The 24,284-nt window shown below is 67.9% G+C and carries 23 protein-coding genes; 15 read left to right on the top strand and 8 right to left on the bottom strand.

Annotated elements, in window-relative coordinates; genetic code table 11:
- Positions 1–97 precede the first annotated feature (97 nt).
- The 5 genes from dgcB (at position 98) to RN02_RS19145 (ending at position 5,236) form a co-directional block, all read left to right on the top strand.
- Complete coding sequence (dgcB, locus tag RN02_RS19165; protein WP_043315967.1) at positions 98–2,074, top strand: dimethylglycine demethylation protein DgcB; 1,977 nt, start codon at positions 98–100, stop codon at positions 2,072–2,074.
- Between the two features lie 289 nt (positions 2,075–2,363).
- Positions 2,364–3,596, top strand: coding sequence for an electron transfer flavoprotein subunit alpha (gene etfA, locus RN02_RS19160; protein WP_043315966.1), 1,233 nt, complete (start codon positions 2,364–2,366; stop codon positions 3,594–3,596).
- Positions 3,597–3,674: 78 nt separating this feature from the next.
- Positions 3,675–4,448 (top strand): electron transfer flavoprotein subunit beta, encoded by a 774-nt coding sequence (etfB, locus tag RN02_RS19155; RefSeq protein WP_043315964.1) that lies wholly within the window; start codon positions 3,675–3,677, stop codon positions 4,446–4,448.
- Between the two features lie 261 nt (positions 4,449–4,709).
- Positions 4,710–4,940 (top strand): hypothetical protein, encoded by a 231-nt coding sequence (locus tag RN02_RS19150; protein WP_009614252.1) that lies wholly within the window; start codon positions 4,710–4,712, stop codon positions 4,938–4,940.
- Positions 4,937–5,236, top strand: coding sequence for a cell division protein ZapA (locus RN02_RS19145; protein WP_009614251.1), 300 nt, complete (start codon positions 4,937–4,939; stop codon positions 5,234–5,236). The genes RN02_RS19150 and RN02_RS19145 overlap by 4 nt, the downstream gene beginning before the upstream one ends.
- A 480-nt stretch (positions 5,237–5,716) precedes the next feature.
- Here the strand turns inward: RN02_RS19145 and RN02_RS19140 are convergent, their stop codons facing one another.
- Positions 5,717–7,141 (bottom strand): aspartate ammonia-lyase, encoded by a 1,425-nt coding sequence (locus tag RN02_RS19140; protein WP_009614250.1) that lies wholly within the window; start codon positions 7,139–7,141, stop codon positions 5,717–5,719.
- Positions 7,142–7,363: 222 nt separating this feature from the next.
- Here RN02_RS19140 and RN02_RS19135 point away from each other — a divergent pair, with 222 nt between their 5' ends.
- A complete protein-coding gene (locus RN02_RS19135) occupies positions 7,364–8,278 on the top strand; it encodes a LysR substrate-binding domain-containing protein (protein ID WP_009614249.1) in 915 nt (304 codons plus the stop codon).
- Positions 8,279–8,400: 122 nt separating this feature from the next.
- On the opposite strand, the gene adhP is transcribed toward RN02_RS19135, so the two are convergent.
- The gene (adhP, locus tag RN02_RS19130) at positions 8,401–9,435 is read right to left on the bottom strand and encodes an alcohol dehydrogenase AdhP (protein ID WP_043315962.1); all 1,035 of its coding nucleotides are present in this window, start codon (positions 9,433–9,435) and stop codon (positions 8,401–8,403) included.
- 310 nt (positions 9,436–9,745) lie between these two features.
- Between adhP and purE the strand changes: the two genes are divergently transcribed.
- The 4 genes from purE to RN02_RS19110 all read left to right on the top strand — a co-directional run bounded on the left by purE (position 9,746) and on the right by RN02_RS19110 (position 12,389).
- Positions 9,746–10,237 carry a 5-(carboxyamino)imidazole ribonucleotide mutase gene (gene purE, locus RN02_RS19125; protein ID WP_009614245.1) on the top strand — a complete coding sequence of 164 codons (492 nt, stop codon included), beginning with the start codon at positions 9,746–9,748 and terminating at the stop codon, positions 10,235–10,237.
- An 8-nt stretch (positions 10,238–10,245) separates the two neighbouring features.
- Positions 10,246–11,331: a 5-(carboxyamino)imidazole ribonucleotide synthase gene (locus RN02_RS19120; RefSeq protein ID WP_009614242.1), complete on the top strand. Its 1,086-nt coding sequence runs from the start codon at positions 10,246–10,248 to the stop codon at positions 11,329–11,331.
- Between the two features lie 113 nt (positions 11,332–11,444).
- Positions 11,445–11,690: a GlsB/YeaQ/YmgE family stress response membrane protein gene (locus tag RN02_RS19115; RefSeq protein WP_009614240.1), complete on the top strand. Its 246-nt coding sequence runs from the start codon at positions 11,445–11,447 to the stop codon at positions 11,688–11,690.
- A 156-nt stretch (positions 11,691–11,846) separates the two neighbouring features.
- Positions 11,847–12,389 (top strand): DUF3299 domain-containing protein, encoded by a 543-nt coding sequence (locus RN02_RS19110; RefSeq protein WP_043315959.1) that lies wholly within the window; start codon positions 11,847–11,849, stop codon positions 12,387–12,389.
- A 310-nt stretch (positions 12,390–12,699) separates the two neighbouring features.
- Here the strand turns inward: RN02_RS19110 and RN02_RS19105 are convergent, their stop codons facing one another.
- The 3 genes from RN02_RS19105 to RN02_RS19095 form a co-directional block, all read right to left on the bottom strand.
- On the bottom strand, positions 12,700–13,611 hold the full coding sequence (locus RN02_RS19105; RefSeq protein WP_043315957.1) for a D-hexose-6-phosphate mutarotase: 912 nt from the start codon (positions 13,609–13,611) through the stop codon (positions 12,700–12,702).
- Positions 13,612–13,694: 83 nt separating this feature from the next.
- A complete protein-coding gene (locus RN02_RS19100) occupies positions 13,695–14,378 on the bottom strand; it encodes a GNAT family N-acetyltransferase (RefSeq protein WP_043315955.1) in 684 nt (227 codons plus the stop codon).
- A 13-nt stretch (positions 14,379–14,391) separates the two neighbouring features.
- The gene (locus RN02_RS19095) at positions 14,392–14,841 is read right to left on the bottom strand and encodes a GNAT family N-acetyltransferase (protein ID WP_043315953.1); all 450 of its coding nucleotides are present in this window, start codon (positions 14,839–14,841) and stop codon (positions 14,392–14,394) included.
- Between the two features lie 105 nt (positions 14,842–14,946).
- Between RN02_RS19095 and pdxR the strand changes: the two genes are divergently transcribed.
- Complete coding sequence (gene pdxR / locus RN02_RS19090) at positions 14,947–16,413, top strand: MocR-like pyridoxine biosynthesis transcription factor PdxR (RefSeq protein WP_043316055.1); 1,467 nt, start codon at positions 14,947–14,949, stop codon at positions 16,411–16,413.
- A gap of 65 nt (positions 16,414–16,478) precedes the next feature.
- On the opposite strand, the gene RN02_RS19085 is transcribed toward pdxR, so the two are convergent.
- Both RN02_RS19085 and RN02_RS19080 read right to left on the bottom strand, forming a co-directional pair.
- Positions 16,479–16,658, bottom strand: coding sequence for a hypothetical protein (locus RN02_RS19085; RefSeq protein ID WP_043315952.1), 180 nt, complete (start codon positions 16,656–16,658; stop codon positions 16,479–16,481).
- A complete protein-coding gene (locus RN02_RS19080; RefSeq protein ID WP_024128866.1) occupies positions 16,651–17,211 on the bottom strand; it encodes an HdeD family acid-resistance protein in 561 nt (186 codons plus the stop codon). Before RN02_RS19080 ends, RN02_RS19085 begins: the two co-directional genes overlap by 8 nt.
- A gap of 436 nt (positions 17,212–17,647) precedes the next feature.
- On the opposite strand from RN02_RS19080, the gene betI reads away from it, so the two are divergent.
- The 3 genes from betI to betA all read left to right on the top strand — a co-directional run bounded on the left by betI (position 17,648) and on the right by betA (position 21,563).
- Positions 17,648–18,241 carry a transcriptional regulator BetI gene (gene betI, locus RN02_RS19075; protein ID WP_043270284.1) on the top strand — a complete coding sequence of 198 codons (594 nt, stop codon included), beginning with the start codon at positions 17,648–17,650 and terminating at the stop codon, positions 18,239–18,241.
- Positions 18,242–18,287: 46 nt separating this feature from the next.
- Entirely contained in the window at positions 18,288–19,760 is a 1,473-nt protein-coding gene (gene betB, locus RN02_RS19070) for a betaine-aldehyde dehydrogenase (protein ID WP_043315950.1), read from the top strand.
- A gap of 117 nt (positions 19,761–19,877) precedes the next feature.
- Positions 19,878–21,563, top strand: a complete 1,686-nt coding sequence (gene betA / locus RN02_RS19065) for a choline dehydrogenase (protein ID WP_043315948.1) — start codon at positions 19,878–19,880, stop codon at positions 21,561–21,563.
- A gap of 201 nt (positions 21,564–21,764) precedes the next feature.
- Here the strand turns inward: betA and RN02_RS19060 are convergent, their stop codons facing one another.
- Positions 21,765–22,169, bottom strand: coding sequence for an acyl-CoA thioesterase (locus tag RN02_RS19060; protein ID WP_009614218.1), 405 nt, complete (start codon positions 22,167–22,169; stop codon positions 21,765–21,767).
- A 263-nt stretch (positions 22,170–22,432) separates the two neighbouring features.
- Between RN02_RS19060 and RN02_RS19055 the strand changes: the two genes are divergently transcribed.
- Complete coding sequence (locus RN02_RS19055) at positions 22,433–23,743, top strand: MFS transporter (protein ID WP_043315946.1); 1,311 nt, start codon at positions 22,433–22,435, stop codon at positions 23,741–23,743.
- The last annotated feature ends 541 nt before the right edge of the window (positions 23,744–24,284 follow it).

Below are 24,284 nucleotides of genomic sequence, written 5' to 3'. Positions count from 1 at the left end.
TTGAAGCTGGAGGCTTGAAGCTGGAAGCGAAGGGCGGCCCGAACCGCTTCCAGCTTCCAGCTTCCAGCTTCCGGCTCCCCCAACCGGGTGAGCTGCAATGCTGAATATCATTCTTCCCCTCCTGCTCTTCGCCGCCCTGGCCCTCGCCGTGCTGGGCGCCGTGAAGCGCTTCGCCATGTGGCGCCGTGGCCGGCCCGCGCCGGTCGACTGGCTCGGCGGCCTGCTGGCCATGCCGCGCCGCTACCTGGTGGACCTGCACCATGTGGTCGAGCGCGACAAGTACATGTCCAGGACCCACGTGGCCACCGCCGGCGGCTTCGTCCTGGCGGCGCTGCTGGCCATCGTCGTGCACGGCTTCGGCCTGCACAGCCGGATCCTCGGCTTCGCCCTGCTGGCGGCCACGGCGCTGATGTTCGGCGGCGCGCTGTTCGTCGCCAAGCGCCGCCTCGACCCGCCGTCGCGGCTGTCGAAGGGCCCGTGGATGCGCCTGCCGAAGAGCCTGCTGATGTTCTCGGCGAGCTTCTTCGTCGCCACGCTGCCCGTGGCCGGCATCCTTCCCGAAGGTTTCGGTGGCTGGTTCCTGGCGGCCATCCTCGCCATCGGCGTGGCCTGGGGCGTGTCCGAGCTGTTCTTCGGCATGACCTGGGGCGGGCCGATGAAGCACGCCTTCGCCGGCGCCCTGCACCTGGCCTGGCACCGCCGCGCCGAGCGGTTCTCCAGAAAAGATGGGCGCGGCGGCCGCTCCACCGGCCTCAAGGCCCTCGATCTCAGCGATCCCATGGCCCCGCTGGGCGTGGAAAAGCCCACCGACTTCACCTGGAACCAGCTGCTCGGCTTCGACGCCTGCGTGCAGTGCGGCAAGTGCGAGGCCATGTGCCCGGCCTTCGCCGCTGGCCAGCCGCTGAACCCGAAGAAGCTGATCCAGGACATGGTCATCGGCCTGGCCGGCGGCAACGACGCCAGGTTCGCCGGCTCGCCTTATCCGGGCAAACCACTCGGCGAACACAGCGGCGGCCCGCACCTGCCCATAGTCGCGCTGGAAGGCAAGGCCCTGGTGGATGCCGAGACGCTGTGGTCGTGCACCACCTGCCGCGCCTGCGTCGAGGAATGCCCGATGATGATCGAGCACGTCGACGCCATCGTCGACATGCGCCGCCACCTCACCCTGGAAAAGGGCGCCACCCCGAACAAGGGCGCCGAGGTGCTGGAGAACCTGATCGCCACCGACAATCCCGGCGGCTTCGCCCCCGGCGGCCGGCTGAACTGGGCGGCCGACCTGAACCTGCCGCTGATGAGCGAGCGGAAGCAGGCCGACGTGCTGTTCTGGGTCGGCGACGGCGCCTTCGACATGCGCAACCAGCGCACCCTGCGCGCCTTCGTGAAGATCCTCAAGGCGGCGAAAGTGGACTTCGCCGTGCTCGGCCTGGAAGAACGCGACAGCGGCGACGTGGCCCGCCGCCTGGGCGACGAGGCGACCTTCCAGAGCCTGGCCAAACGCAATATCGCCACCCTGGCGCAGTACCGCTTCAAGCGCATCGTCAGCTGCGACCCGCACAGCTTCCACGTGCTGAAGAACGAATATGGCGCCCTGGGCGGCAGCTACGACGTGCTGCACCACAGTACCTTCATCGACGAGCTGGTGAAGAGCGGCGCGCTGCAGCTGGGCCAGAGCAAGGCCGACAGCGTGACCTACCACGACCCCTGCTACCTGGGCCGCTACAACGGCGAGTACGAGGCGCCACGCAATGTGCTCAAGGCCATCGGCATCAAGGTGAAGGAGATGCAACGCTCCGGCTTCCGCTCGCGCTGCTGCGGCGGCGGCGGCGGCGCGCCGATCACCGACATCCCCGGCAAGCAGCGGATTCCGGACATGCGCATGGTCGACATCAAGGAGACCGGCGCCGAACTGGTGGCCGTGGGCTGCCCGCAGTGCACCGCGATGCTCGAAGGCGTGGTGGCGCCGCGGCCGGAGATCAAGGACATCGCCGAGCTGGTGGCGGAGGTGCTGATCGAGAGCGCGGAGGCGCCGGCAAAAAAGCCGGCGCGGCGTGAAGAAGTGGCGGGGGTGCATTGATGAGAGCGGTGTTCCTCACTTTGGGTCCTGTGCTGACTGTGAGTCCGCAGGCCCTCTCCCTAACCCTCTCCCTGAAGGGAGAGGGGACCGTCTCTGCCACGGCGGACATCGGCTTTAGCCGGGTTGCTCGCTGCGCCATTACTTACAGGGAAGCTCGGATAGCTCCCTCTCCCTTCGGAGCGGGGCGCGCAGCCAGGGCGGGGGGAGAGGGTAGCCCGAGCTTCGATGCCAAAAGGTTCGCGAGCAAGCTCGCTCCTACGAAAAGCCCAGGCTCCCTGGAGGTCCAAGCATGAGCGACATCATCCGCCGCGACCCACGCGCCGAGTGGATCGCCCGCAACCGCCTGCACCCGCTGCACGCGGCCATGCAGTCCGCCCAGGGCGGCGAGGTGCGCTGGATGGGCCCCAACGGCCTGATCCGCAGGAACCCCCACGCCGTTGGCTTCATCGGTCCCAACGGCGTCAGGCGCATCGACCGCTCCGGCGGCCAGCAGGGCACCGCCGGCAAGCGCTCCAGCGCGCTGGAAGTGGTGCAGCTGCCGCTGCAGGTCATCGAGCAGCCGGCGTTCTACATCGCCGTGGTGCCGGACATGGTCGGCGGCCGCCTCTCCAGCCACGACCGCGACCTGCTGGGCCTGGCCCGCAAGCTCGCCGGCGAGGGCGGCGCGGTGCTGGCCATCGTCTTCGGCGAACACAAGGAAAGCGCCTTCGACACCGCCGGCGTCGACCGCCTGCTGCAGGTCGAGGGCGACGAATACGAAGGCTACGCCCCGGAACAACGGGTGCTGGCGTTGCGCGCCGTGGATGGCCAGTTCGTGCCGCGCCACTGGCTGCTGCCCGACAGCCGCACCGGTGGCGGCGAACTGGGCCGGCGCCTGGCCGCCAGCCTCGGCGAACGCCCGGCCACCCGTGTCTGGCAGGCCGAGGGCGAGCGCTGCATTGGCCGCGCCGGCGCCGGCCAGCAGGACCTGCAACGGCCGCTGGCGCGCCTGATCCTGGCCGCCGCCGAGTGCGCCGAGCCGGTCAGCGAGACGCGCCACGAGGCCCGCCCGGTCGCCCTGGAAGGCGGCGTGGCGCGCAACCTGCCGCGCATCGAGGACCTCGGCCCGGTGGCTGTGGACCCGGCGCAGATTCCCATGGCCGAGGCCGAGTTCATCCTCTCCGGCGGCAACGGCGTGCGCGACTGGGACCTGTTCCACCGCGCCGCCGCGGCCCTGGGCGCCACCGAAGGCGCCTCGCGGGTGGCGGTGGACGACGGCCACATGCCGCGCAACCGCCAGGTCGGCGCCACCGGCACCTGGGTCACCGCGCGGGTCTACCTGGCGGTGGGCATCTCCGGCGCCATCCAGCACCTGCAAGGCATCGGCGCCTGCGACAAGGTGGTGGCGGTGAACATGGACCCCGGCTGCGACATGATCAAACGCGCCGACCTTTCGGTGATCGGCGACTCCACGGCGATTCTCCAGGCGCTGATCCGCCTGGCCGAGGAGTACCGCCAGGGAGGGGCGCGGGATGCGGCTTGAGAGTAGCGGCAAGCTTCAAGCTGCAGGCTTCAAGCAAGAGCGCAGCACGGTGCTGGTCCTTATCCATAGGTACGAACAATGACCGACCTGAACATCGTCACCCTGGTCTCCATCGGCGCCCACCCCGCCTCCGGCCGCGCCCGCCGCGCCGAGCAGGATGCCCGCGCCGTCGAACTGGGCCTGCGCCTGGCCGGCAAGCGCCTGCAGGTGCTGCACGCCGGCAACCCGCAGGAAGAGGCGCTGCGCAGCTACCTGGGCATGGGCCTGGACGAGCTGGCGGTGCTGGAACAACCAGCCGGTGCCGACGCCTTGCCGGCGCTGGTCGACTACCTCGGCGGCGCCGGCGCGCAACTGGTGCTGACCGGCAGCCAGGCCGAGACCGGCGAAGGCTCCGGCATGCTGCCGTTCCTGCTCGCCGAGCGCCTGGGCTGGCCGCTGGTGGTGGGCCTGGCCGAGGTGGAAAAGGTCGAGGGCGGCAGCGCCCAGGTGCTGCAGGCCCTGCCGCGCGGCCAGCGGCGCCGGCTGAAGGTGCGCCTGCCCTTCGTCGCCAGCGTCGACAACGCCGCCCCGGTGGCGCGCCAGAGCGCCTTCGGCCCGGCCCGGCGCGGCTTCATCGAGGCCCACGAGGTGGAGGTCGTCGAGGACGACCTGCTCGCCGCCAGCAGCTTGCAACCGGCGCGCCCGCGGCCCAAGCGGCTCAAGGTGATCAAGGCCAAGACCGGCGCCGAACGCATGAAGGCCGCCACCGCCAAGGCCTCCGGCGGCACCGGCCAGGTGCTCAAGGACCTGTCCCCGGAGGCCGGCGCCGAAGCCATCTTCAAGCTGCTGCGCGAGGAAGGCGTGATCCGCTGAGCTTGCCGACCGCGTCGATGCGCTCTTCGTAGGATGGGTTGAGCTTGCGATACCCATCGCCGTGGTCTGATGGGTATCGCTTCGCTCAACCCATCCTACGGAGGTTCGTCGTGCGATCAAGCTGCTGAAATGGCACGAAATTTGGCTTCTAAGCTATTGAATTGACAGCATACTTTCCGTCAGGAAAGCGTGTATTTCCCTGGCCGCACAGGCGACTTTTCTTTATCCTCCGCGACCTTTACCACGGCCTCGGAGACTCCCATGCTCGACAGCACTATCGAACAGCTCGAACAACTGGTGGCTGAGCTGCTGCAGCAGAACAAGCAGCTGGCCGACGACAACGCCCAACTGCGCGACAGCCTCGGCAAGGCCAGCGAAGACAACGACGCCCTGCAACTGCAGCTGATGGAGCAGGAAGAGAAGCACAACGCCACTGCCGTGCGCCTGCAGGCCCTGGTCCGCCGCGTCAGCGACAGCCGCGCCAGCGCATGAGCGACGACGGCGTGCGCGTCCTGCGCATCCTCGGCCGCGACTACAGCGTCAAGGCGCCGGCCGGCGAGGAGCGTGCCCTGCAGGAGGCCGCCGCCCTGTTGCAGGCGGAGATCGCCGCCGCCAAGCAGAAATTTCCCTATGTCACCAGCAACGAGCTGTTGCTGCTCAGCGCCCTGAACCTGTGTGCCCGCCAGTTGGCGCCGCGTGGGGAAGCTGAAGAGGGTGACGAGCGTGCGGTGGAGCGTCTTGCGGCGCTCAATCGGCGTATTCGTGCGCATTTGCAGGCGCAGGATTGATCTTTGCCCTGGGCCTTGGTGCTCGGGAATAGAGCCCCTCTCCCCCGCCCTCTCCCTGAAGGGAGAGGGGGCTTGTCCGTGCCGAGAGAAGATATGGTTTCACTCTGAAACCCACGGAGCCGCCGGCTGACTCCAAAGCATCCAAGCACTCCGAACAGTCCCCTCTCCCTTCAGGGAGAGGGTTAGGGAGAGGGGGCTCTTTCTCACCGGCCAGCCCCGTTCGCGAGCAAGCTCGCTCCTACGAAAAGCAGCAGCCACCCCCAAACCCCAGCCGAAAAAAAAGGGACACCACAATCCGTGGCGTCCCTATGAATGGAGAGAGGGCTGAATATCCTCTCGACCGGTGAGACGTGGCGCTGCGGGAAGTCCCGTCGCGCCGGGCATAAAAGAAGGGACGGGGGATAGCCCATCCCTGAAGGGTGAGAGGCGGGTACTGCCCCTCGACCGGTGAGTCGTGCCCGGCTCGCGCCGGGCGGTGGATCAGGCGCGCAGCGGGATCAGGCGCGGGGCGATCATGTTTTCCGGGCGCAGGATGTCGGCCAGGGTGGCCTCGTCCAGCAGCTTCTCCTCGCGCACCAGCTCCAGCACGCCGCGGCCGGTTTCCAGCGCCACCTTGGCGATGCGGGTGGCGTTCTCGTAGCCGATGTACGGGTTCAGCGCGGTGACCAGGCCGATGCTGTGCTCCACCAACTGGTGGCAGCGTTCGACGTTGGCGGTGATGCCGGTGATGCAGTGCTCGCGCAGCATGTCCATGGCGCGTTGCAGCAGGCGGATCGAGTCGAAGATCTTGTAGGCGATCAGCGGCTCCATCACGTTCAGCTGCAGCTGGCCGCCCTCGGCGGCGATGGTCAGCGCCAGGTCGTTGCCCATGATCTCGAAGGCGCACATGTTCACCGCCTCCGGGATCACCGGGTTGACCTTGCCCGGCATGATCGAGCTGCCCGGCTGGCGCGGCGGCAGGTTGATCTCGTTGATGCCGGTGCGCGGGCCGCTGGAGAGCAGGCGCAGGTCGTTGCAGATTTTCGACAGCTTGACCGCGGTGCGCTTGAGCATGCCGGAGAACAGCACGAAGGCGCCCATGTCCGAGGTGGCCTCGATCAGGTCGGCGGCCGGCTTCAGCGGCTGGCCACTGATGGCGGCCAGGCGTTCCACGGCCAGGTGCTGGTAGCCGGGGTCGGCGTTGATGCCGGTGCCGATGGCGGTGCCGCCGAGGTTCACTTCGGTCAGCAGTTCCGGGGCCAGGCGGCGCAGGCGGTCGAGGTCTTCGCCCAGGGTGGTGGCGAAGGCGTGGAATTCCTGGCCGAGGGTCATGGGCACCGCGTCCTGCAGCTGGGTGCGGCCCATCTTCAGGACGTTGGCGAACTCCTCGCCCTTGGCGGCGAAGGCCTGGATCAGGCTGTCGAGGCTGGCCAGCAGGGTGTCGTGGCCCAGCAGCAGGCCCAGGCGGATGGCGGTCGGATAGGCGTCGTTGGTCGACTGCGCCATGTTCACGTCGTTGTTCGGGTGCAGGTACTTGTACTCGCCCTTGGCGTGGCCCATCGCTTCCAGGGCGATGTTGGCGATCACCTCGTTGGCGTTCATGTTGGTGGAGGTACCGGCGCCACCCTGGATCATGTCCACCACGAACTGGTCGTGGAAGTCACCGCGGATCAGGCGAGCGCAGGCTTCGCTGATGGCGGCGTGTTTCTCGCCGGGCAGGTGGCCCAGCTTGTGGTTCGCATCGGCCGCGGCCTGCTTGACCATCGCCAGGGCGACGACCAGCTTCGGGTAGTGCGACAGCGGCACACCGGAAAGGCGGAAGTTGTTCACAGCGCGCAGGGTCTGGATGCCGTAGTAGGCGTCAGAAGGTACTTCGAGGGTGCCGAGGAGGTCTTTCTCGATGCGGAACGATGCAACAGGGGACATGATGAGATTTTTCTCAGGAGAACACGGCCAGCGCCGCGATGCCCACTAGACTAGGGATTTCGCCGATCGTCGGCCAATGCTGTTGGAAGCTGTCTCATGCACAAACGGCATAATGTATTCTGTGACGACCTGATGACGGCGAGCGTATGGCCATGCTACGCGCGCCCGTTCATCCACTGACCGATCGATCAAGACCATCCCGCCGCGCCGGGAGGAGACGACGTGAACCTGGAAACCAAATGGCTTGAGGACTTCAGCACCCTGGCCACCACCCGCAGCTTCTCCCAGGCCGCGGAAAAGCGCTTCGTCACCCAGCCGGCCTTCAGCCGGCGCATCCGCAGCCTGGAGGACGCCCTCGGGCTGACCCTGGTGAACCGCCAGCGCACGCCCATCGAGCTGACCGAGGCCGGGCAGCTGTTCCTGGTCACCGCGCGCGCGGTGGTCGAGCAGCTCGGCCAGGTGGTGCGCCACCTGCACCACCTGGAAGGCGGGCAGGGCGAGGTGCTGCAGTTCGCCGCCGCGCACTCCCTGGCCCTGGGCTTCTTCCCGGCGTGGATCGCCCGGCTGCGCGCCGAGGGCCTGAACATCGCCAGCCGCCTGGTGGCGACCAACGTCGGCGAGGCCGTGCACCTGCTGCGCGAGGGCGGTTGCGACCTGATGCTGGCCTTCTACGACCCGGACGCGGCGCTGCAGATGGACCCGGAAGTGTTCCCCTCGCTGCACCTGGGCCGCACCGAGATGCTCCCGGTGTGCGCGGTGAACTCCGCTGGCCTGCCGCTGTACGACCTCGACAGCGGCCAGAGCGTGCCGCTGCTGGCCTACAGCGCCGGCGCCTTCCTCGGTCGCGGCGTCAACCTGCTGCTGCGCCAGCGCAACCTGCGCTACACCACGGTCTACGAGACGGCCATGGCCGACAGCCTGAAGAGCATGGCGCTGCAGGGCATGGGCGTGGCCTGGGTGCCGCGCCTGAGCATGGAGGCGGAGCTGGCCCGCGGCGAGCTGGCGGTGTGCGGCGGCCCGCACTGGGTGGTGCCGCAGGAAATCCGCCTGTACCGCTGCGCCCTGGTGCGCAAGGCGCAGATCCGTTTGCTGTGGCGCAAGCTGGAGGGCGGCCTGGGGCTCGGGGAGACCGCCTGAGGTGGGGCTTGGTGTAGGAGCGAGCTTGCCCTGAAGACGTAGGATGGGTTGAGCTTGCGATACCCATCGACCGGCGATGATGGGTATCGCTGCGCTCAACGCCATCCTACAAGGCGTGTGGCCTACATCTCGACGACGATCCGCCCTTCGATTTGCCCGGCGCGCATCCTGTCGAGGATGGTATTGATGTCGTCCAGCTTCCCGGCGCTCACCGTCGCCTTCACCAGCCCTTCGCCAGCGAAGTCCAGCGCCTCCTGCAGGTCCGCGCGGGTGCCGACGATGGAGCCGGTGATGTGCAGGCCCTTGAGCACCACGTCGAAGATCGGCGTGGGGAAGTCGCCCGGCGGCAGGCCGACCAGGGAGATGGTGCCGCCGCGGCGGGCCATGCCGATGCCCTGGCCGAAGGCGCTGTTGGACACCGCCGTCACCAGCACGCCGTGGGCGCCGCCGATGTCGCGCTGGACCACTTCCACCGGGTTTTCCTTCTTCGCGTTGATGGTCAGGCTGGCGCCGAGCTTGCGCGCCAGCTCCAGCTTGGCGTCGTCCACGTCCACCGCCGCCACGTGCAGGCCCATGGCCTTGGCGTATTGCACCGCGACGTGGCCCAGGCCGCCGATGCCGGAGATGGCCACCCACTGGCCGGGACGTGCCTTGGTTTCCTTCAGGCCCTTGTACACGGTGACGCCCGCGCAGAGGATCGGGGCGATTTCGGTGAAGCCAATGCCCTTGGGCAGGTGGCCGACGAAGTTCGGGTCGGCCAGCACGTATTCGGCGTAGCCGCCGTTCACCGAGTAGCCGGTGTTCTGCTGCTGCGTGCAGAGGGTTTCCCAGCCGGTCAGGCAGTGCTCGCAGCAGCCGCAGGCGGTGTACAGCCAGGGCACGCCGACGCGGTCGCCTTCCTTCACCCGGGTCACCCCGGCGCCCACCGCGGCGACGTAGCCGACGCCCTCGTGGCCGGGAATGAACGGCAGGCTCGGCTTCACCGGCCAGTCGCCCTCGGCGGCGTGCAGGTCGGTGTGGCAGACGCCGGAGGCCTCGATCTTCACCAGGATCTGGCCGGGGCCGGGCAACGGCACCTTCACTTCTTCCAGGCGCAGCGGCGCGCCGAAGGCGTGCACCACTGCCGCTTTCATGGTCTGGGGCAGGGTCGAGGACATGGCAAGCTCTCCTTGTGCAAACGAACGGGGGGCGGGCGAAAACCGGTCTGCGCCGCGGGTTGCATCAGTCTGAGCCCTTGAGCCTAGGCGATATTGAGCTGGAGCAAGGACCGCGCGCCTCATCCCTTGGCAGCACCCGCCCAACGGCCCGCGCACGGACTCCACGAACGGCGCGGCCTTGCGGTATACTGCGCCGCCTCCGAACCGGCCCCGCTCGTCGGTTCGTCCATGTACAAGCCACGCCCGGGACCGGAATGCGTGGCTTGTTGGTTTTTGACGCGCGGCACGCGCACCACCAAGAGGCACGACGATGAGCGTACTGGTTGGCGTGATCATGGGCTCCAAGTCCGACTGGAGCACCCTTAGTCACACCGCGGACATGCTGGACAAGCTGGGCATCCCCCATGAAGTGAAGGTGGTTTCCGCCCACCGCACCCCGGACCTGCTGTTCCAGTACGCCGAAGAGGCCGAAGGCCGCGGCATCGAGGTGATCATCGCCGGCGCCGGCGGCGCCGCCCACCTGCCGGGCATGTGCGCGGCCAAGACGCACCTGCCGGTGCTCGGCGTGCCGGTGCAGTCGTCCATGCTCTCGGGCGTCGACTCGCTGCTGTCCATCGTGCAGATGCCCGGCGGCGTGCCGGTCGCCACCCTGGCCATCGGCAAGGCCGGCGCCATCAACGCCGCGCTGCTGGCGGCGAGCATCCTCGGCGGCAAGCACCCGCAATACCACGACGCGCTCAAGCGCTTCCGCACCGAGCAGACCACCTCGGTGCTGGACAACCCCGACCCCCGCGAGGCCTGAGCAGAACCATGAAGATCGGTGTCATCGGTGGCGGCCAGCTGGGCCGCATGCTGTCCCTGGCGGGCACCCCGCTGGGCATGGATTTCGCCTTCCTCGACCCGGCGCCGGACGCCTGCGCCCAGGCCCTGGGCGAGCACATCCGCGCGGACTACAGCGACCAGGACCACCTGCGCCAACTGGCCGACGAAGTGGACCTGGTGACCTTCGAGTTCGAGAGCGTGCCGGCCGAGACCGTGGCCTTCCTCTCGCAGTTCGTCCCGGTCTACCCCTCGGCCTCCGCGCTGCGCATCGCCCGCGACCGCTGGTTCGAGAAGTCGATGTTCAAGGACCTGGGCATTCCCACCCCGGCCTTCGCCGACATCCAGTCCCAGGCCGACCTCGACGCCGCCGCGGCCGGCATCGGCCTGCCGGCGGTGCTCAAGACGCGCACCCTGGGCTACGACGGCAAGGGCCAGAAGGTCCTGCGCAAGCCCGAGGACGTGGCCGGCGCCTTCGCCGAGCTGGGCAGCGTGCCCTGCATCCTCGAAGGCTTCGTGCCCTTCACCGGCGAAGTCTCGCTGGTGGCGGTGCGCGCCCGCGACGGCGAGACGCGCTTCTACCCGCTGGTGCACAACACCCACGAGAACGGCATCCTGCGCCTGTCCGTGGCCAGCAGCGAGCACCCGCTGCAGGCTCTGGCCGAGGACTACGTCGGCCGCGTGCTGGACAAGCTGGACTACGTCGGCGTGCTGGCCTTCGAGTTCTTCGAGGTGGACGGCGGCCTGAAGGCCAACGAGATCGCCCCGCGCGTGCACAACTCCGGGCACTGGACCATCGAAGGCTCCGAGTGCAGCCAGTTCGAGAACCACCTGCGCGCCGTGGCCGGCCTGCCGCTGGGCTCCACCGCCAAGGTGGGCGAGAGCGCCATGCTCAACTTCATCGGCGAAGTGCCGCCGGTGGAAAAGGTGCTGGCCATCGCCGACTGCCACCTGCACCACTACGGCAAGGCCTTCAAGGCCGGGCGCAAGGTCGGCCACGCCACCCTGCGCAGCAAGGACCTGGCTACCCTGAAAGCGCGCATCGGCGAAGTCGAAGCCCTTATCGGCAAGGGCTGACGCGCCTGGCCGCCCGCTTCTCATGGCGGGCGGCCGCACGGAACGCCAGGCTTTCCTACACTGTCTGACAAGGGGCGCGCCGGTTGGCGCGTCCATCCACAGGAGGGAAAGCCATGGGTTTAATCGGAACCATCGTCATCGGCCTGATCGTCGGCCTCATCGCCCGTTTCCTGAAGCCGGGGGACGACAGCATGGGCTGGATCATGACCATTCTGCTGGGCATCGGCGGCTCGCTGCTGGCCACCTATGGCGGCCAGGCCCTGGGCATCTACCAGGCCGGGCAGGCCGCCGGGTTCATCGGCGCGGTGGTCGGCGCGGTGATCCTGCTGGTCATCTACGCCTTCGTGAAGAAGAACTGAGGCTCTACGCCGGGTAGCGCTTCGCGCTGGTCATTTGCCCGGCGATCCCCAAGAATGTGCGCCGATTCCCGCTCGCCCGGCCCGGGCGGGCGGTGAAGGTCATCCGCCGTCTTCCCGTTGCGTGGGCGCCCGCTGCCGGCGCCCGAGAGCCCATTCATGCGCCGTACCCTGCTCGCCTGCAGCCTCGTGCTGTTCACCAGCCTGGCCCATGCCGCCGACATCCCGGAAACCGACTGGCTGCAACTGATGCCGCCCAGCGACCGCAAGGCGCTGGAGGAAATGCCCGAGATCGACCACAACAGCCCGGAAGCCGCCGGAACCTTCACCCAGAAGCAGGGCGGCCTGAAGCAGAAGGGCAAGCTGCCGCAGGTGATGTTCTCGACCAAGACGGTCGCCGCGCTGGACGGCAAGCAGATCCGCCTCGGCGGCTATCCGGTGCCCCTGGAGAACGACGCCAAGGGCCGCGTCACCGAGTTCTTCCTGGTGCCCTACCCGGGCGCCTGCATCCACGTACCGCCGCCGCCGCCGAACCAGATCGTGCTGGTGCGCTACCCCAAGGGCATGAAGATCGACGACATCTACAGCCCGCTGTGGGTGACCGGCAAGCTGAAGGTGGAGAAGGTCAGCAACGAGATGGCGGATGCGGCCTATGCGATGGACGAAGCCAAGGTGCGGGCGGTGCAGGATAGCGATCTGTAGGAGCGAGCTTGCTCGCGAACGGTGTTTCCCGGATGCGCTGGTGTGTTGGGTTGACTCCGTTCCCTCTCCCCAACCCTCGGCTGCGCGCCCCGCCCTGAAGGGAGAGGGGGCTTGTCCGTGCCGAGAGAAGGAATGGTTTCAGCCGGCAATCTCTGTGCTAGCCGGCTGACTCCAAAGCATCAGCGTCTGCCCAACGGTCCCCTCTCCCTTCAGGGAGAGGGTTAGGGAGAGGGCGCTCTTCAGGCCCAGCACCGAAACCACCAGGAAACGGTTCGCGAGCAAGCTCGCTCCTACGAAAAGAAAGCGCAGCCTACCCCTCCAGCCCTTCGCTCCAGATCTCCACGCTCATCGTCTCGCTGCGCCCCGGCGCCACGCTCAGCACGTCGTCCCACACCCTTGCCGTCTCGATGCACAACATCCTTTGCCAGGCATCGTCGGCGAACTGCGACAGGCGCTGCGCCTTGTCCACCCAGGGATTCCACAGCACCGCCGAGCGCGAGTGACCGGCCTGGATGTGGATGCCGCGCTGCCACTGCGGATCGCGGATCACCAGGGGCCGGTCGACGTCCAGGTAGATGCGGTCGGTCTCGCCCTGGATGCGCACCAGGCCGTCCTGGCGGCGTTCTTCCCAGTTCTCCAGCGTCTCGATGTAGCGGCAGCCCTGCAGGCCGTCGACGCTCACCTGGCGAACGTCGCTGACGGCGAAGTAGGTGTGCAGCGCCTGGCTCAGGGCCAGCGGCTTGTCGCCGAGGTTGCGGGTGGTCAGTTCCAGGCCCAGGCGTTCGCCGAAGCGCATCACCAGGCTCAGTTCGGCGGAGTGGGCCCAGCCCGGCAGGCCCTGCCGGGCGTCGAGCTTCCAGTGCACGGACAGCGCGCCCTGTTCGTCGGCGATGTCGTCCAGTTGCCAGTCGATGCCGCGCACCAGGCCGTGGGCCGGCGGCTGGTCGCCTGCGTATTCGGTGCGCACCTGCACCGGGTTGCGCGCCAGGTCGCCGAACCACGGCCAGCACACCGGCACGCCGCCGCGCAGGGACTGGCCGCGCTTGTAGCCGGCCTGCTCGCTGAGCCACACCAGCGGCGGCTGCTCGTGGGGCTGGTAGCTGAGCAACTGGGCGCCCTGCTGGGCGATCAGCGCTTCGCCGAATTCGGTGTGGATGCGCCAGCAGGGCAGCTCGTCGATGGTGGTCTGCTCGACGCGGGGGGTGATGTATGGGCTGCTCATGGGGGGCCTCCGGCACAGCAAGGGGAAAGGATTCAGTATCACCGATCCCCCGGCGGCCGGGCAGTTCCCCGAAAAGGCTTTTTTCAGCCCTGGCGCAGGCTTTCCAGGCCGCGCTTCTGGCGCCCCTGGGCGTCGAAGTTGGCGGCGTCGAGCCAGGCTTCGAAGGCCGCCTGGCGCGTCGGCCACTCGCTGTCGAGGATGGAGAACCAGGCGCTGTCGCGGTTGCGGTCCTTGATCACCATGTGCTGGCGGAAGGTGCCCTCGTAGGTGAAGCCCAGGCGCTCGGCGGCGCGCATGGAACGCGCGTTCAGCGCGTTGCACTTCCATTCCAGGCGCCGGTAGCCCAGCTCGAAGGCGCGCCGGGCCAGCAGGTACACCGCCTCGGTGGAGGCCGGGCTGCGCTGCATGACGCGGCCGAAGGCGATGTGGCCGATCTCGATCACGCCGTCCTTGGGCGTGATGCGCAGGAAACTCAGCAGGCCGGTGATGCGGCCGCTGCTGCGCTCGCGCACGGCGTAGAACTGCGGGTCGGCGCTGGCGGCGTTGCCGGCGATCCAGGCATCGAAGGCGGCGCGCTCGGGGAAGGGGCCGTAGGGCAGGTAGTCCCATAGCACGGGGTCGGATTCCGGACCTTGCAGGGCTTCCCACAGGTCGTCGCCGTGGCGCGCGGCGTCCAGCGGCTCCAGGTCGAGGTAGCGGCCGTTCAGGGTTTGCCGGGCCGGGGCGGGCACCGCTTGCCAGTGCAGGGCGGGTTGGGTGTCGGTCATGGTCGCGCTCCGGTCAGAGAATCTTGCGGTACTGCACGAAGCCGGAGCGGTCGGCGATCCGGTCGTACAGGTGCATGGCGTCGGTATTGGTCTCGTGGGTCAGCCAGTGCACCCGCGAGGCACCGGCCTCACGGGCCGCGGCGTAGACGTGCTCGATCAGCTCGCGGCCGACGCCGCCGCCGCGCAGGCCTTCGTGGACGTAGAGGTCCTGCAGGTAGACGTAGTCGCCCTGGGTCCAGCAGGAGCGGTGGAAGATGTAGTGGACCATGCCGATGGCCTCGCCGTCGCGCCAGGCGAGGGCGGCGTGCATGGGCTCGGCGGGGTCGAGGAAGCGCTGCCAGGTGACGGCGCTGGTGGCGTCGTCGATCACGGTCTTGTAGAAGCGCTGGTAGCCCTGCCAGAGCGGCAGCCAGGCGGCGTGATCGTCGGCGCTGACGAGGCGGATTTCGAGCGGTGCGGTCATGGGATGGCCTTTGTCCTTGGGGTCTGGCTCCAGACTAGAGCGGGAATTGGTTCCGCTAAAGAGCCATTCATGGTCCAATTCGAGGAGCCATTTCCGGAGCCCGCCATGAACGCCCCGCTGCCTTTCGATCCGTCCGGCATCCGCCTGGACCCTGCCAGGGGGCTGGGCCAGCAGCTGTTCCAGGCGCTGCGCGAACGCATCCTCGACGGCCGCCTCGCCGCGCGCTCGCGGCTGCCGGCCAGCCGCGACCTGGCTGCAGCCCTGGGCGTGTCGCGCAATACCGTGGTGCGCGCCTACGAGCAGCTCTACGCCGAGGGCTACATCGAAGGCCGCACCGGCGATGGCACCTACGTCGCCGAACGTGTGCAGCCGCGCAGCGCGCCCGCCCCGCAACCCGGCAAGGTGCCCGAGGTGGCGGCGCTGGAGCGCCTGCAACGGCACCACCTGCCCAGGCCGCCGCAAGGCGCGCCGCGGGCCTTCCGCGTCGGCGTGCCGGCCTTCGACCTGTTTCCCTTCGAGACCTGGGCGCGGTTGCAGGCGCGCTTCTGGCGCGAGCCGCCGGCGGACTGCCTGGGCTACGGCGACGCTGCCGGCGAATGGCGCCTGCGCGAGCTGATCGCCGCCTATCTGCGCAGCGCGCGCGGCCTGCATTGCGAGGCGGGGCAGATAATAGTCACCAGCGGCGCGCAGCAGGCCATCGCCCTGTGCGCCCAGGTGCTGCTCGCCGAGGGCGACCACGTGGCCATCGAGAACCCCGGCTATCGCGCCGCCGGCCATGCCTTCGCCACCGCCGGCGCGCACCTGCACGGGGTGGCGGTGGACGGGGAGGGCCTGCGCACCGAGCAGCTGCGCGAGCTGCCGGACTGCCGGCTGGTCTACCTCACCCCCTCGCACCAGTACCCCACCGGCGTCACCCTGTCGCTGGCGCGGCGCCTGGCCCTGCTGGAATGGGCCGAGCGCAGCGGCGGCTGGATAGTCGAGGACGACTACGACGGCGAATACCGCTACGCCGGCACTCCGCTGATGCCGCTGGCGGCGCTCGACCGCCAGCAGCGCGTGCTCTACGTCGGCACCTTCTGCAAGATCGCCTTCCCCGCGCTGCGCCTGGGCTACCTGGTGGTGCCGCCGGCCCTGGCCGAGGCCTTCGCCCGGCGCCGCGCCCTCGATGTGCGGCATTCGGAGGTCGGCACCCAGCGGGTGATGGCCGACTTCATCGCCGAAGGCCACTTCCAGCGCCATGTTCGACGGATGCGCCGGGCCGCCCGGGCGCGGCGCGACGCCCTGCTGCGCGGCTGGCCGGAGGTGCCCGGCTGCGCGCCCATGCCGCCGGTGGAGGCGGGGCTGCACCTGTGCGTGCGGGTGGAAAGCCGCGAGCGCGAGCGCTGGCTGGTGGAGCGCGCGTTGCAGGCCGGGGTGGAGGTCAACGCGCTGAGCGACTACTGGCTGCCCGAATCGACGGAGCCTGAAGACGAGCGCGCCGGCCTGGTGATGGGCTTCGCCGCCGTGCCCGAGGCGCGCATCGCCGAAGCCCTGAAGGCCCTGCGCAAGGCCTGGCACCTTCCGCTTTCGTAGGATGGGTTGAGCCTTGGCGAAACCCATGCGGGCATGGCGATGGGTATCGCTGCGCTCCACCCATCCTACGTCGTGCCATGCGGGGGCTTTTCCTCGCGCTCGGCCCAGTAGGTCTGCTTGTGCCCGCGGCCCTGGTACTCAAGAGCCAGGGCCTCGGCCTCTTCGCGGTTCAGGCCGCGGCGCACGACGAAGCGGTTGCCGTTGTCGTCCAGGCGCCACAGGCACCAGTCGCGCGCTTCAGGCATCGAAGGTCGAGGTCTTGCGCAGGCGCAGCGCGAGCAGGATCAGCAGCACGCCGAAGAACAGCGCGTAGGCGCCGATCACCCAGACCACCGCCACCGCGCCGGCGCCGGGGTTGGCGATCATCAGCACGCCGAACAGCACCGACAGCGCGCCCGACAGCCCCAGCCACCATTCGTTGGCCAGGCTCCTGCGCAGGCGGAAGGCGGCGATGATCTGCAGCACGCCGGTGGCCAGCGCCCAGCCGGCGATCAGCATCAGCAGGCCCAGCGCCGTCAGCGCCGGCCAGAAGAACGCCACCAGGCCGGCCAGCACGCCCAGCGCGCCGACCAGCCACAGCGGCCAGATCGGCCGTTGCGACTCGCGCATGCTGGCCGCGGCGATCAGGGTGAACACTCCGTCGACGAAGGCATAGGCGCCCCAGACGATGACCAGCACGGTGAGGGCGATGCCCGGCCAGGCGATGGCCAGCACGCCGAACAGCACCGCGGCCACGCCGCGCAGGGCGATCCATTTCCAGTGCCGGCCCAGGGCTTGCCACAGGGGATGATCGTTCATGAGTTTCTCCAGCGGGGTTCGCCAGAAACCATAGCAGCCCTGCGCCATAGGGCCGGAGCTAAAAGAAAGCCCGGCGCAGGGCCGGGCGAAAGGGCCTGCCATGGGCAGGCGGGTGGCATCGTGCGGGACGCCACCGGGGAGCCTTGGATCAGCCGGGCGCCGGCCGTGCAGGCGCTCGTAGTCGGCGCGCATGGCCTTGTGCAGGCCGAACACAGCATTGCCGCCGCGACACTTCCGGGCAGGATTCTGCGATCCTTGCCCCCTGGAACGCATCGCGGTGATGAACGGCTCGGGCCCGCTTGCACGCAGGGGCTCGGGAGGGTTCACGGAGCGCAGCTTATTCTTGGTTGATTGAACGTTCAATAAAAACAAAATAGACTGGCCCACAATGACGCCGGACGGCACAGCCACGTCCCGCGTGAGGAGAGATATCAATATGCCCAAGGTCGGTATGCAGCCGATTCGCCGTTCGCAACTGATCCACGCCACCCTCGAGGCCGTGGACCAGGTCGGCATGAGCGACGCCAGCATCGCCCTGATCGCCCGCCTGGCGGGGGTCTCCAACGGCATCATCAGCCACTACTTCCAGGACAAGAACGGCCTCCTGGAGGCGACGATGCGGCATCTGATGTCGGCTTTGAGCAAGGCCGTGCGCGAGCGTCGCGCTAGCCTGCGAACCGACGATCCGCGCGCCCACCTGCGGGCGATCGTCGCCGGCAACTTCGACAACAGCCAGGTCAACGGCCCGGCCATGAAGACCTGGCTGGCGTTCTGGGCCAGCAGCATGCACCAGCCGTCCCTGCGCCGGCTGCAGCGGATCAACGACCACAGGCTGTATTCCAACCTGTGCTGCCAGTTCCGCCGCGAGCTGCCGCTGGACCAGGCGCGCCGCGCCGCCCGCGGCCTGGCCGCGCTGATCGACGGCCTGTGGCTGCGCGGCGCGCTGTCGGGCGATGCCTTCGACACCGAGCAGGCGCTGGCTATCGCCTACGACTATCTCGACCAACAACTGGCCAAGCGCACCGGATAGCGGGCGCGGCCTTCGTGCACGGACCATAAGAGAGGACAACCGACCCATGGCTCGATTCGACGTTCAGAAGCTCTACATTGGCGGCCGCTACGTGGAGGCCAGCAGTGGCGCCACCTTCGAGACCGTCAATCCGGCCAACGGGGAGGTCCTCGCCCTGGTGCAGCGGGCTTCGAAGGAAGACGTCGAGCGCGCCGTCGTCAGTGCCGTCGAAGGTCAGAAGGTGTGGGCGGCGATGACTGCCATGCAGCGCTCGCGCATCCTGCGTCGCGCCGTGGACATCCTCCGCCAGCGCAACGACGAACTGGCCGAGCTGGAAACCCTGGACACCGGCAAGCCGCTGGCCGAGACGCGCAACGTCGACATCGTCACCGGCGCCGACGTGCTCGAGTACTACGCCGGGCTGGTCCCGGCCATCGAAGGCGAGCAGATCCCGCTGCGCGAGAGCAGCTTCGTCTACACCCGCCGCGAGCCGCTGGGCGTGGTCGCCGGCATCGGCGCCTGGAACTACCCGATCCAGATCGCCCTGTGGAAATCCGCCCCGGCCCTGGCCGCGGGCAACGCGATGATCTTCAAGCCCAGCGAAGTCACTCCGCTGAGCGTGCTCAAGCTGGCCGAAATCTACACCGAGGCCGGCCTGCCCGACGGCGTGTTCAACGTGCTCACCGGCAGCGGCCGCGAGGTCGGCCAGTGGCTGACCGAGCATCCGCAGATCGAGAAGATCTCCTTCACTGGCGGCACCTCCACCGGCAAGAAGGTGATGGCCAGCGCCTCTAGTTCCTCGCTCAAGGAAGTCACCATGGAACTGGGCGGCAAGTCGCCGCTGATCATCTTCGACGACGCCAACCTCGACCGCGCCGCCGACATCGCCGTCATGGCCAACTTCTTCAGCTCCGGCCAGGTCTGCACCAACGGCACCCGCGTGTTCGTCCCGCGCAGCCTGCAGGCGCGCTTCGAGGAGAAGGTGCTGGAGCGCGTCAAGCGCATCCGCCTGGGCAGCCCGCAGGACGAGAACACCAACTTCGGCCCCCTGGTCAGCTTCCCGCACATGGAGAGCGTGCTCGGCTACATCCAGGCAGGCAAGGAACAGAAGGCCCGCCTGCTGTGCGGCGGCGAGCGCGTCACCGAGGGCGAGTTCGGCAAGGGCGCCTACGTCGCGCCCACCGTGTTCACCGACTGCCGTGACGACATGACCATCGTCCGCGAGGAAATCTTCGGCCCGGTGATGAGCATCCTCGTCTACGACAGCGAAGAAGAAGTCATCCGCCGCGCCAACGACACCGAATACGGTCTGGCCGCCGGCGTCGTCACCCAGGACCTGGCCCGCGCCCACCGGGTGATCCACCGCCTGGAAGCGGGCATCTGCTGGATCAACACCTGGGGCGAGTCGCCGGCGGAAATGCCGGTGGGCGGCTACAAGCAATCCGGCGTCGGTCGCGAGAACGGCCTGACCACCCTGGCTCATTACACTCGGATCAAATCCGTGCAGGTAGAGCTGGGCGACTACGCCTCGGTGTTCTGACCACCGCGATCGAGCCCTGAGCGGCCGGTCGCCACGACGACCGGCCTTCCGACCTTCAGACACCGGCGCGCCATGCGTCGCGGGCGGTGTCGTGCCCAGAAAAAGAGGTAGGCCTGCATGACCCAGGAATACGACTACATCATCATCGGCGCCGGTTCCGCCGGTAACGTCCTCGCCACCCGCCTGACCGAGGACGTGGACGTCAGCGTGCTGCTGCTCGAAGCCGGCGGCCCGGACTACCGCGCCGACTTCCGCACCCAGATGCCCGCCGCGCTGGCCTACCCGCTGCAGGGCCGCCGCTACAACTGGGCGTACCTCACCGACCCCGAGCCGCACATGAACAACCGCCGGATGGAGTGCGGGCGCGGCAAGGGCCTGGGCGGCTCCTCGCTGATCAACGGCATGTGCTACATCCGCGGCAACGCCATGGACTTCGACGGCTGGGCGAAAGAGAAGGGCCTGGAAGACTGGACCTACCTCGACTGCCTGCCGTACTTCCGCAAGGCGGAAACCCGCGACATCGGCCCCAACGACTACCACGGCGGCGACGGCCCGGTCAGCGTGACCACGCCCAAGGCCGGCAACAACCCGCTGTTCCACGCCATGGTCGAGGCCGGCGTGCAGGCCGGCTACCCGCGGACCGAAGACCTCAACGGCTACCAGCAGGAAGGCTTTGGCCCGATGGACCGCACCGTGACCCCCGAGGGCCGCCGCGCCAGCACCGCCCGCGGCTACCTGGACCAGGCCCGCGAGCGCGCCAACCTGACCATCGTCACCCACGCCCTGACCGACCGCATCCTGTTCAGCGGCAAGCGCGCCATCGGCGTCAGCTACCTGCTGGGGGACGACAATGCGCCGAAAGAGGCGCGTGCGCGCCGCGAAGTGCTGGTGTGCTCCGGCGCCATCGCCTCGCCGCAACTGCTGCAACGCTCCGGCGTCGGCCCGGCGACCGTGCTGCGCGACCTGGGCATCGAAGTGGTGCACGATCTGCCGGGCGTCGGCCAGAACCTCCAGGACCACCTGGAGATGTACCTGCAGTACGCCTGCAAGGAGCCGGTGTCGCTGTACCCGGCATTGCAGTGGTGGAACCAGCCGCAGATCGGCGCGCAGTGGATGTTCCTCGGTACCGGCCTGGGCGCCAGCAACCAGTTCGAGGCCGGCGGCTTCATCCGCACCCGCGAGGAGTTCGAATGGCCGAACATCCAGTACCACTTCCTGCCGGTGGCGATCAACTACAACGGCAGCAACGCGGTGAAGGAGCACGGCTTCCAGGCCCACGTCGGCTCCATGCGCTCGCCCAGCCGCGGGCGCATCCAGCTGACCTCGCGCGACCCGCGCAAGCACCCGAGCATCCTCTTCAACTACATGTCCTGCGAGCAGGACTGGCAGGAGTTCCGCGACGCCATCCGCATCACCCGCGAGATCATGGCGCAGCCGGCGCTGGACGCCTACCGCGGCCGCGAACTGAGCCCGGGGCTGGACAAGAAGAGCGACGCCGAACTGGACGCCTTCGTCCGCGAGCACGCGGAAACCGCCTTCCACCCCTCCTGCTCGTGCAAGATGGGCGAGGACGACATGGCGGTGGTCGATGGCCAGGGCCGCGTGCACGGCATGCAAGGGCTGCGCGTGGTGGATGCGTCGATCATGCCGCTGATCATCACCGGCAACCTCAACGCCACCACCATCATGATCGCCGAGAAGATCGCCGACCGCATCCGTGGCCGCCAGCCGCTGCCGCGCAGCACCGCGGACTACTACAAGGCCAACGGCGCGCCGGTGCGGGGCAAGCCGATGCGGGAATAGGGAAGGGCGCCACGAGTTGGCGCCTTTTCCTTTATATGGGTGGGAGCGATAAGGAAGTAACCGGCTGAATCCGGACTTTACGCCGGCACGAACTAGCCCCCTCTCCCTTCAGGGAGAGGGCTGGGGAGAGGGAAAAGCGATATCAGGGAGCGCAGGACTCGTCACCACTCCGAGCTGCTTCCAGCCAAAGAGGACTGTCCCTCACCCCCGCCGCGGCGGCACCGGCCGCGTCCGCCCGCTGCCATCGATGGCCACGAACACGAACACCGCCTCGGTGACCTTGCGCCACTCGCTGGACAGCGGATCGTCGCTCCACACTTCCACCAGCATGCGGATCGAGCTGCGCCCGACCTCCAGCGTCTGGGTATAGAAGGACAGCTGCGCGCCCACCGCCACCGGCACCAGGAAGGCCATGCGGTCGATCGCCACCGTGGCCACGCGGCCGCCGGCGATGCGGCTGGCCATGGCGGTGCCGGCGAGGTCCATCTGCGACACCAGCCAGCCGCCGAAGATATCGCCGAAACCATTGGTCTCGCGCGGCAGCGCGGTGATCTGCAGCGCCAGGTCGCCCTGCGGAATGGGGTCTTCTTGTTCAAGCTCGATCATAGGTAAGGGCCTCGTGCCCCGACGGTCTCGATTCAAGGAAAGGAAAAGCTCTCCCAAGAGTCCTGTAAAAGTGGTTTCCTACAGAAACTTGGGACAGCTTTCTGACCGACCCCGCGCATGTCGCATCGGCATTATATAGAGGCCGGCCTGCGGCAGCGACCGCAGAATGCCTGATGACAATGTTGCGCTGACGCGCTCCCATTTGCCATGGTTCGCCTTCGGCGTTCCCTGTCAGCGCCGCCAACCTGCCGAGAAGCCTTGCGATGCCTCCTGCCAATACCACCGCTGCCCGTCCGCTGACCCGCAGCGACTACAAGACCCTGTCCCTTTCCGCCCTGGGCGGCGCCCTGGAGTTCTACGACTTCATCATCTTCGTGTTCTTCGCCACCGTGGTCGGCAAGCTGTTCTTCCCCGCCGACATGCCCGAGTGGCTGCGCCAGTTGCAGACCTTCGGCCTGTTCGCCGCCGGCTACCTGGCGCGGCCGCTGGGCGGCATCGTCATGGCGCACTTCGGCGACCTGCTCGGGCGCAAGAAGATGTTCACCCTGAGTATCTTCCTGATGTCGGTGCCCACGCTGCTCATGGGCGTGCTGCCGACCTACGAGCAGATCGGCATCTGGGCGCCGCTGGCCCTGTTGCTGCTGCGCGTGGTGCAGGGCGCGGCCATCGGCGGCGAGGTGCCCGGGGCCTGGGTGTTCGTTTCCGAACACGTGCCGGCGCGCAACGTCGGCTTCGCCTGCGGCACCCTGACCGCGGGGTTGACCGCCGGCATCCTCATCGGCTCGCTGATGGCCACGGCGATCAACAGCTTCTACAGCGCCGACGAAGTGCTGGCCTACGCCTGGCGCATCCCCTTCCTGCTCGGCGGCATCTTCGGCCTGTTCTCCGTCTACCTGCGCCGCTGGCTGCACGAGACCCCGGTATTCGCCGAGCTGCAGCAGCGCAAGCAACTGGCCGACGAGGTGCCCCTGGGCGTGGTGGTGCGCGAGCACCGTCCGGCGGTGGCCATCTCCATGCTGCTCACCTGGCTGCTGTCGGCGGCCATAGTCGTGGTCATCCTCATGACGCCCTCCGTGCTGCAGTCGGTCTACGGCGTCCCGGCGGCCACCGCGCTCAAGGCCAACAGCCTGGCGATCATCTTCCTCACCGCGGGCTGCATCCTCGCCGGGCGCATCGTCGACCGCATCGGTGGCGGGCGTACCTTCATCGCTGGCAGCCTGCTGCTGGGCGCGACCTCATGGTTCTTCTACAGCAGCCTGAAGACCCACCCGGACTGGCTCTTCCCTTTATATGCGCTGGCCGGCCTGTGCGTCGGCATCGTCGGCGCCGTGCCCTACGTCATGGTCAAGGCCTTCCCGCCGGTGGTGCGCTTCAGCGGCCTGTCCTTCTCCTACAACCTGTCCTACGCCATCTTCGGCGGCCTCACGCCGATGGTCGTGGCGCTGCTGATGAAGGAAGACCCCATGGGCCCCGCCTACTATGTAGCCGCGTTGTGCCTGGTCGGCTTCCTCACTGGCTGCTTCCTGCTGCGCCAGGAGCGCCTGGCTGGCGAGGCCGCTCTGGTTGCAAATTGATCGTTCGGACAGCTTTTTCAGAAAAGATTCAAAAAGTCGTTGACGGGGGTTTTTAACTCCCTATAATGCGCACCACTCCCAGCGACGAAGCGCTGAAAGAGCTTGAAAATCAAGCACTTAAGCGGGTTCGAAGTTGAGAGTGGTGGTCAGGCCGGTGATTCACTTGCCGCCTTTGGGTTCGACAGCTGCTCCGGCAGCGAGCCAAAAGGAAGATCGCCGAGGTGCTTGACAGTGATTCTGATCGCTGTAGAATGCGCCTCCCGCTGATGAGAAGGTTTCCTTCGCTGAAGCGCAAGCGGTTGAGTAGGAACGAAAAATTCTGAAAATAACGCTTGACGAAATAAGAGGTTGGCGTAGAATGTGCGGCCTCGGTTGAGACGAAAGCCTTAACCAACTGCTCTTTAACAAGTTGAATCAAGCAATTCGTGTGGGTGCTTGTGAGCTAAGACTGGTGATCGCAAGATTATCAGCATCACAAGTAACACTCGTGAATTCGAGAGTTTTTTGCGATTGCTGAGCCAAGTTTAGGGTTTTCTCAAAA

The organism is Pseudomonas sp. PI1, assembly GCF_000812405.1.
GTDB classification, from domain to species: Bacteria; Pseudomonadota; Gammaproteobacteria; order Pseudomonadales; family Pseudomonadaceae; genus Pseudomonas; species Pseudomonas citronellolis.
This window is presented reverse-complemented; position numbering and strand designations above follow the sequence as displayed.

Coding starts and splice junctions, on each gene's coding strand:
- dgcB (WP_043315967.1), top strand. CDS start 98: ATGCTGAATATCATTCTTCCCCTCCTGCTCTTCGCCGCCCTGGCCCTC.
- etfA (WP_043315966.1), top strand. CDS start 2,364: ATGAGCGACATCATCCGCCGCGACCCACGCGCCGAGTGGATCGCCCGC.
- etfB (WP_043315964.1), top strand. CDS start 3,675: ATGACCGACCTGAACATCGTCACCCTGGTCTCCATCGGCGCCCACCCC.
- RN02_RS19150 (WP_009614252.1), top strand. CDS start 4,710: ATGCTCGACAGCACTATCGAACAGCTCGAACAACTGGTGGCTGAGCTG.
- RN02_RS19145 (WP_009614251.1), top strand. CDS start 4,937: ATGAGCGACGACGGCGTGCGCGTCCTGCGCATCCTCGGCCGCGACTAC.
- RN02_RS19140 (WP_009614250.1), bottom strand. CDS start 7,141: ATGTCCCCTGTTGCATCGTTCCGCATCGAGAAAGACCTCCTCGGCACC.
- adhP (WP_043315962.1), bottom strand. CDS start 9,435: ATGTCCTCGACCCTGCCCCAGACCATGAAAGCGGCAGTGGTGCACGCC.
- purE (WP_009614245.1), top strand. CDS start 9,746: ATGAGCGTACTGGTTGGCGTGATCATGGGCTCCAAGTCCGACTGGAGC.
- RN02_RS19120 (WP_009614242.1), top strand. CDS start 10,246: ATGAAGATCGGTGTCATCGGTGGCGGCCAGCTGGGCCGCATGCTGTCC.
- RN02_RS19115 (WP_009614240.1), top strand. CDS start 11,445: ATGGGTTTAATCGGAACCATCGTCATCGGCCTGATCGTCGGCCTCATC.
- RN02_RS19110 (WP_043315959.1), top strand. CDS start 11,847: ATGCGCCGTACCCTGCTCGCCTGCAGCCTCGTGCTGTTCACCAGCCTG.
- RN02_RS19105 (WP_043315957.1), bottom strand. CDS start 13,611: ATGAGCAGCCCATACATCACCCCCCGCGTCGAGCAGACCACCATCGAC.
- RN02_RS19100 (WP_043315955.1), bottom strand. CDS start 14,378: ATGACCGACACCCAACCCGCCCTGCACTGGCAAGCGGTGCCCGCCCCG.
- RN02_RS19095 (WP_043315953.1), bottom strand. CDS start 14,841: ATGACCGCACCGCTCGAAATCCGCCTCGTCAGCGCCGACGATCACGCC.
- pdxR (WP_043316055.1), top strand. CDS start 14,947: ATGAACGCCCCGCTGCCTTTCGATCCGTCCGGCATCCGCCTGGACCCT.
- RN02_RS19085 (WP_043315952.1), bottom strand. CDS start 16,658: ATGCCTGAAGCGCGCGACTGGTGCCTGTGGCGCCTGGACGACAACGGC.
- RN02_RS19080 (WP_024128866.1), bottom strand. CDS start 17,211: ATGAACGATCATCCCCTGTGGCAAGCCCTGGGCCGGCACTGGAAATGG.
- betI (WP_043270284.1), top strand. CDS start 17,648: ATGCCCAAGGTCGGTATGCAGCCGATTCGCCGTTCGCAACTGATCCAC.
- betB (WP_043315950.1), top strand. CDS start 18,288: ATGGCTCGATTCGACGTTCAGAAGCTCTACATTGGCGGCCGCTACGTG.
- betA (WP_043315948.1), top strand. CDS start 19,878: ATGACCCAGGAATACGACTACATCATCATCGGCGCCGGTTCCGCCGGT.
- RN02_RS19060 (WP_009614218.1), bottom strand. CDS start 22,169: ATGATCGAGCTTGAACAAGAAGACCCCATTCCGCAGGGCGACCTGGCG.
- RN02_RS19055 (WP_043315946.1), top strand. CDS start 22,433: ATGCCTCCTGCCAATACCACCGCTGCCCGTCCGCTGACCCGCAGCGAC.